The organism is Flavobacteriales bacterium, assembly GCA_013214975.1.
GTDB lineage: Bacteria > Bacteroidota > Bacteroidia > DT-38 > DT-38 > DT-38.
Genome location: JABSPR010000411.1, coordinates 1 through 4616 on the forward strand (window position 1 = coordinate 1; position 4616 = coordinate 4616).

Annotated in this window: 6 protein-coding genes; 4 read left to right on the top strand and 2 right to left on the bottom strand. The window is 37.1% G+C overall.

Annotation, left to right across the window (positions count from 1 at the left end; genetic code table 11):
• The coding region (locus HRT72_12800; protein NQY68584.1) for an SDR family NAD(P)-dependent oxidoreductase at positions 1 to 568 on the bottom strand (568 nt) is incomplete at its 3' end.
• A 4-nt stretch (positions 569 to 572) separates the two neighbouring features.
• Entirely contained in the window at positions 573 to 2207 is a 1635-nt protein-coding gene (locus HRT72_12805; protein NQY68585.1) for a long-chain-fatty-acid--CoA ligase, read from the bottom strand.
• Positions 2208 to 2290: 83 nt separating this feature from the next.
• On the opposite strand from HRT72_12805, the gene HRT72_12810 reads away from it, so the two are divergent.
• The 4 genes from HRT72_12810 to HRT72_12825 all read left to right on the top strand — a co-directional run.
• Entirely contained in the window at positions 2291 to 3136 is an 846-nt protein-coding gene (locus HRT72_12810) for a dienelactone hydrolase family protein (GenBank protein ID NQY68586.1), read from the top strand.
• A gap of 92 nt (positions 3137 to 3228) precedes the next feature.
• Entirely contained in the window at positions 3229 to 3510 is a 282-nt protein-coding gene (locus HRT72_12815) for an ATP-dependent Clp protease adaptor ClpS (protein NQY68587.1), read from the top strand.
• Positions 3511 to 3513: 3 nt separating this feature from the next.
• On the top strand, positions 3514 to 4308 hold the full coding sequence (locus tag HRT72_12820; protein NQY68588.1) for a M48 family metallopeptidase: 795 nt from the start codon (positions 3514 to 3516) through the stop codon (positions 4306 to 4308).
• Positions 4309 to 4321: 13 nt separating this feature from the next.
• A partial coding sequence (locus tag HRT72_12825) for a coproporphyrinogen III oxidase (GenBank protein NQY68589.1) occupies positions 4322 to 4616 on the top strand: 295 nt, incomplete at its 3' end.

Below are 4616 nucleotides of genomic sequence, written 5' to 3' on the forward strand. Positions count from 1 at the left end.
TCATCTCCGTTTTTATGAATCCAGGTGCAATGCAGTTAACTGTAATATTATTCCGTCCTAATTCTTTGTTCAGTGTCTTTGTAAAGCCCAATACACCTGCTTTTGCTGTAGAATAGTTAGCCTGACCATAATTGCCGCATACACCAGAAACAGAGGATATACTTACAATAGAACTCCCATCGGGCATTATTGGTAGTACGTTTTTAGTGACGTTGAATAGTCCGTTGATATTAACATTGATCACTGTATTCCATTCTTGAGATGTCATTTTGGCCATGGTATTATCCATTAATACTCCAGCATTATTAATAAGTATATCTATCTCTGAAAAATGCTCTTTGATGTCAGATATCATACTAACACAAGAATCGAAATCTGCAATGTCGGCTATTGTAACAATCGCTTTTACACCAAGGAAATTAATCTCTTCGCATGTAGCATCCGCGGTAACCTGATCTATATCATTAATAATAATATTGGCTCCGTTTGCAGCTAAGTCCATTGCAATAGCTCTACCAATTCCTCTTCCGCCACCAGTAACAAGGGCTGTTTTTCCTTTAAGCATCATCGAATTATTTTTTATTTAACATGGTTCTTAATTTCTTCTTGTCGATTTTCCCTACACTCGTTTTTGGAATGCTTTCCATAATTTCAAATCGATCTGGTACTGCAAATTTGCTCAATCTTCCTTTTTCTACAAATTTATTCATGAAAGATTTAAGGTCAGATACATCAAGATTAGAATCGTTTGCATGAATTGCAATAACCGGACGTTCACCCCATTTCTCATCTTTAACACCGATAGCAGCACATTCTTTAACCGACTCATGCTGACTTATACATTGTTCTATTTCTAGCGATGAAATCCATTCACCGCCACTTTTAATCATATCCTTAATTCTGTCTGTGATTTGCAAATAGCCTTCTTCGTCAATGTGTCCAACATCACCGCTATGTAGCCATCCGTTCTTCCAAAGTTCTTTTGTGCGTTCCGAATCCTCGTGATAGGACTTCGTCATCCAAGGAGAGCGCATTATTACTTCGCCAACAGATTTTCCATCATGAGGCAGAAAATTACCTTCAGTATCCAATACTTCAACACGTGCCATTGCAACTGGTCTACCTGTTTTAAGGATGATATTCATTCTTTCATCATCACTCCAATTATCCATGTGGCCTTTAGGCTGTGCAAGAACCATAACCGGACCTGTTTCCGACATGCCATAACTGCTGTGTAACGTTATACCTCTACGATGAGCTTCTTCTGCTAAGCTTTTTGGAAGTTGGGCACCACCCATTATTACTTTCCAATTAGAAAGGTCAACTTCTTTTGAGTAAGGATGACTTAATATCATTTGTAATAAGGTAGGTACACAATGTGAAAGTGTTACACCTTCCTTTTTAATAAGTTTTAAAATTGATTCAGGATCGTATTTTCCAGGGTATACTTGTTTGGCTCCAATAAAGGTTGCTATGTATGGGAATCCCCATGCATGTACATGGAACATTGAAGTAAGTGGCATGTAAGTATCCTCACTAGTAAACGAGATAATAGATTTAAAAGAGGAGAGAGAAAGTGCTATGCTCATTGTGTGCATTACCAACTGTCGATGTGAAAAATAAACACCCTTAGGATTTCCAGTTGTGCCAGTCGTATAAAATGTTGTAGCCTTCTTGTTTTCATCATAATCCTTGAAATTATAAGGAGAGAAAGACGTATTGAAAATGTCACTCATGCTAAGCGAAAGTTTCAGTGTGGTTTTTTTATGGCCGTTTTCGGAAATTGGAATAATGTTTTTAATATATAGTAAATCATCTATTAAGGATTCAATTAAAGAGAAGAAATCCGCATTAACAATTAGAGTACTCGCCTTTGTATGATTAATTGTATACTTAATTTGGTCTGCAGATAAGCGCCAGTTAATGGTTTGTAAAACGGATCCCATCATTGGAATGGCAAAGAAACACGTAAGATACCAGGAACTGTCATAATCAATTACGGCAACGGTATCGTCTTTGTTTACGCCTAAATTAGAAAGAGCATGTGCCAGTTTATGCACATTGGTATTAAATTCCGGATAGCCCGTTTCATGGTCATCTCCGTACACAATTTTCTCTCTCGACATGTTGCCAATCGACGTGTCGAATAATTGCTTAATAATTAATGGGTAATTGTGGTTTTCTCCTAGTCCAAACGACGTGTCCATATTGATCTGCCTTCCTTTGTTAATGGGCAACAAAGTAAATTACTTATTTCTTAAATGTTGTAATTAAAGGCTAAATTTATTCTATGAAAAAGATTGTAGGTGAATTGATAGACGGTTATAAAGATAAACCGATTGTGTTGGATGTTTTCTTTGAAGAAACCAATAAATCTAAACCAATTGTAATTTTTTCGCATGGTTTTAAAGGATTTAAAGATTGGGGGCATTTTAATAAAGTTGCTGAAGAGTTTGCCTCTGCTGGTTTTGTTTTCGTGAAATTTAACTATTCCCATAATGGTACTACTCCCGAAAACCCAAACGATTTTGTTGACTTAGAGGCATTCGGGAACAATAACCTATTAATGGAGTTGGAGGAGCTTGGTTTGGTATTAGATCATGTATTAAGTCCAGATTATGAGTTTCGAAATGAAATTGATAAAGGAAATGTGAGTTTAATCGGGCACAGTCGTGGTGGTGGTATTGTTACTATTAAGGCTTTCGAAGATGATCGAGTGTCGAAATTGGTTTGTTGGGCTTCTGTAAGTAATTTTGATCAACGTATACCAAAGTCGTCTGGCGAAATATGGAAAAAAAACGGTGTAATGATAGTTCCTAACGCACGTACTAATGTAGATATGCCTATCTATTACCAGATGTACGAAAGTTATTATGCGAATCACAAAAGGCTCAGTGTTCCCGATGCCATGAAAAGGTTGGCTAAACCAGTATTATTAATACAAGGCTCGGAAGATGAAGCCGTTCTACAGAAAGAAGCTGAGCAATTGAAGAACTGGAATAATACAGCAAAGCTTTTAATTATAAAAGAAGCGGGACACACATTTGGCATAAGACATCCTTTTGTGCCTGAAGATTATACTATTTACGCAGAAAATGTTGTGAATGAATCTATTACATTTATCAATTCAAATTGATTAAGAGTAATCAATATTATTGGTATGACATTTGAAGGTTTTATATCATTCAATTTTGAATTAACTTTGTTGAAGATCATTTATTAAATATCATGAACGCATCATTTGACGAAGAAATAAAAGAACTATTGTCCACAGAGGAAACTCTTGTAGATGAAAGACAAATTATACTTCATAATGATAATGTGAATACTTTCGATTTTGTTATAGAGAGTCTAATGGAAGTATGTGGTCATGATATGATTCAAGCCGAACAATGCACAACCCTAGTTCATTACAAAGGTAGATGTAGCGTGAAAGTTGGTGTATTCAAAGTGTTAGAACCGATGTGTACTGCCTTGCTTGATAGAGGTCTGTCTGCAGAAATAGATTAAACTATGAAATATTTTTTCCTTGCACTTGCTGCAATCCTTACCCTTTCTCAATGCTCTAAAGTTCCAATTACGGGAAGAAGACAGATGAGCTTATTGCCAGAGAAAGAACTTATTGGTATGAGTAAAACCCAGTACCGCGAATTTATCGGAGAGAATAAAGTTGTTGCAACTTCTAATCTGAAAGCTGCGATGGTACGAAGAGTAGGAAACAAGATTGCAAAAGCTGTTGAATCTCATTTGATATCGCTAGGAATGGAAAAGCGAATAAAAGGATTCGAATGGGAATTTAAACTAGTAGATGATAATACCGTTAATGCTTGGTGTATGCCAGGAGGTAAGGTGGTTGTGTATACTGGAATTCTGGATGTCGCAGTTAATGAAGCTGGACTAGCTGTTGTTATGGGGCACGAAATTGCACATGCTATCGCTCGGCATGGTAATGAAAGAATGAGCCAAGGAATGTTGGTGCAAGGTGTAGGTGCTGTTTTGGATGTTGCCACTTCTTCTAATAGTTCATTAACAAGAAGTATTTTTCTTCAGTCATATGGAGCAGGTTCGACTTTAGGGACTCTAGCATTCTCCAGGAAAAACGAATCAGAAGCTGATCGAATGGGATTGGTATTTATGGCTATAGCTGGCTACGACCCACAAGAAGCTGTTGGCTTTTGGGAGCGAATGGCAGAACAGGCAGGAGGTAGTACTCCTGAATTTATGAGAACGCATCCTTCTGATGAAAAACGCGTACAACAAATCCAAGAATACCTATACGAGGCAATGAATTATTATGATGCCAAGTAATTAAGTCTTGTTAATGGACACAAGTATTTACAAAGAAGATTTCCAAAAACATGTGTATGCCCTGCAAAATCAAATTTGTGCAGAGCTTAAAAAAATAGATCCTTCTATTGTAATCCAAGAAGACAATTGGAAGAGAGAGGACTTTTCCGGAAATGATGGCGGCGGTGGAAGAACCAGAGCCATTAGCGGTAAATTAATCGAAAATGCTGGTGTAAACTGCTCAACGATTTATGGAGAGTTAGATCCTGAATTTGCGGATAGCCTTGGTACTGGTTCGTCGGAAATATGGGCTACAGGTATTTCCCTAA

What these genes read in the sequence shown, in the direction of transcription:
- HRT72_12820 (NQY68588.1), top strand. Translation starts at nt 3,514, where the DNA reads ATGAAATATTTTTTCCTTGCACTTGCTGCAATCCTTACCCTTTCTCAA.
- HRT72_12805 (NQY68585.1), bottom strand. Translation starts at nt 2,207, where the DNA reads ATGGACACGTCGTTTGGACTAGGAGAAAACCACAATTACCCATTAATT.
- HRT72_12815 (NQY68587.1), top strand. Translation starts at nt 3,229, where the DNA reads ATGAACGCATCATTTGACGAAGAAATAAAAGAACTATTGTCCACAGAG.
- HRT72_12810 (NQY68586.1), top strand. Translation starts at nt 2,291, where the DNA reads ATGAAAAAGATTGTAGGTGAATTGATAGACGGTTATAAAGATAAACCG.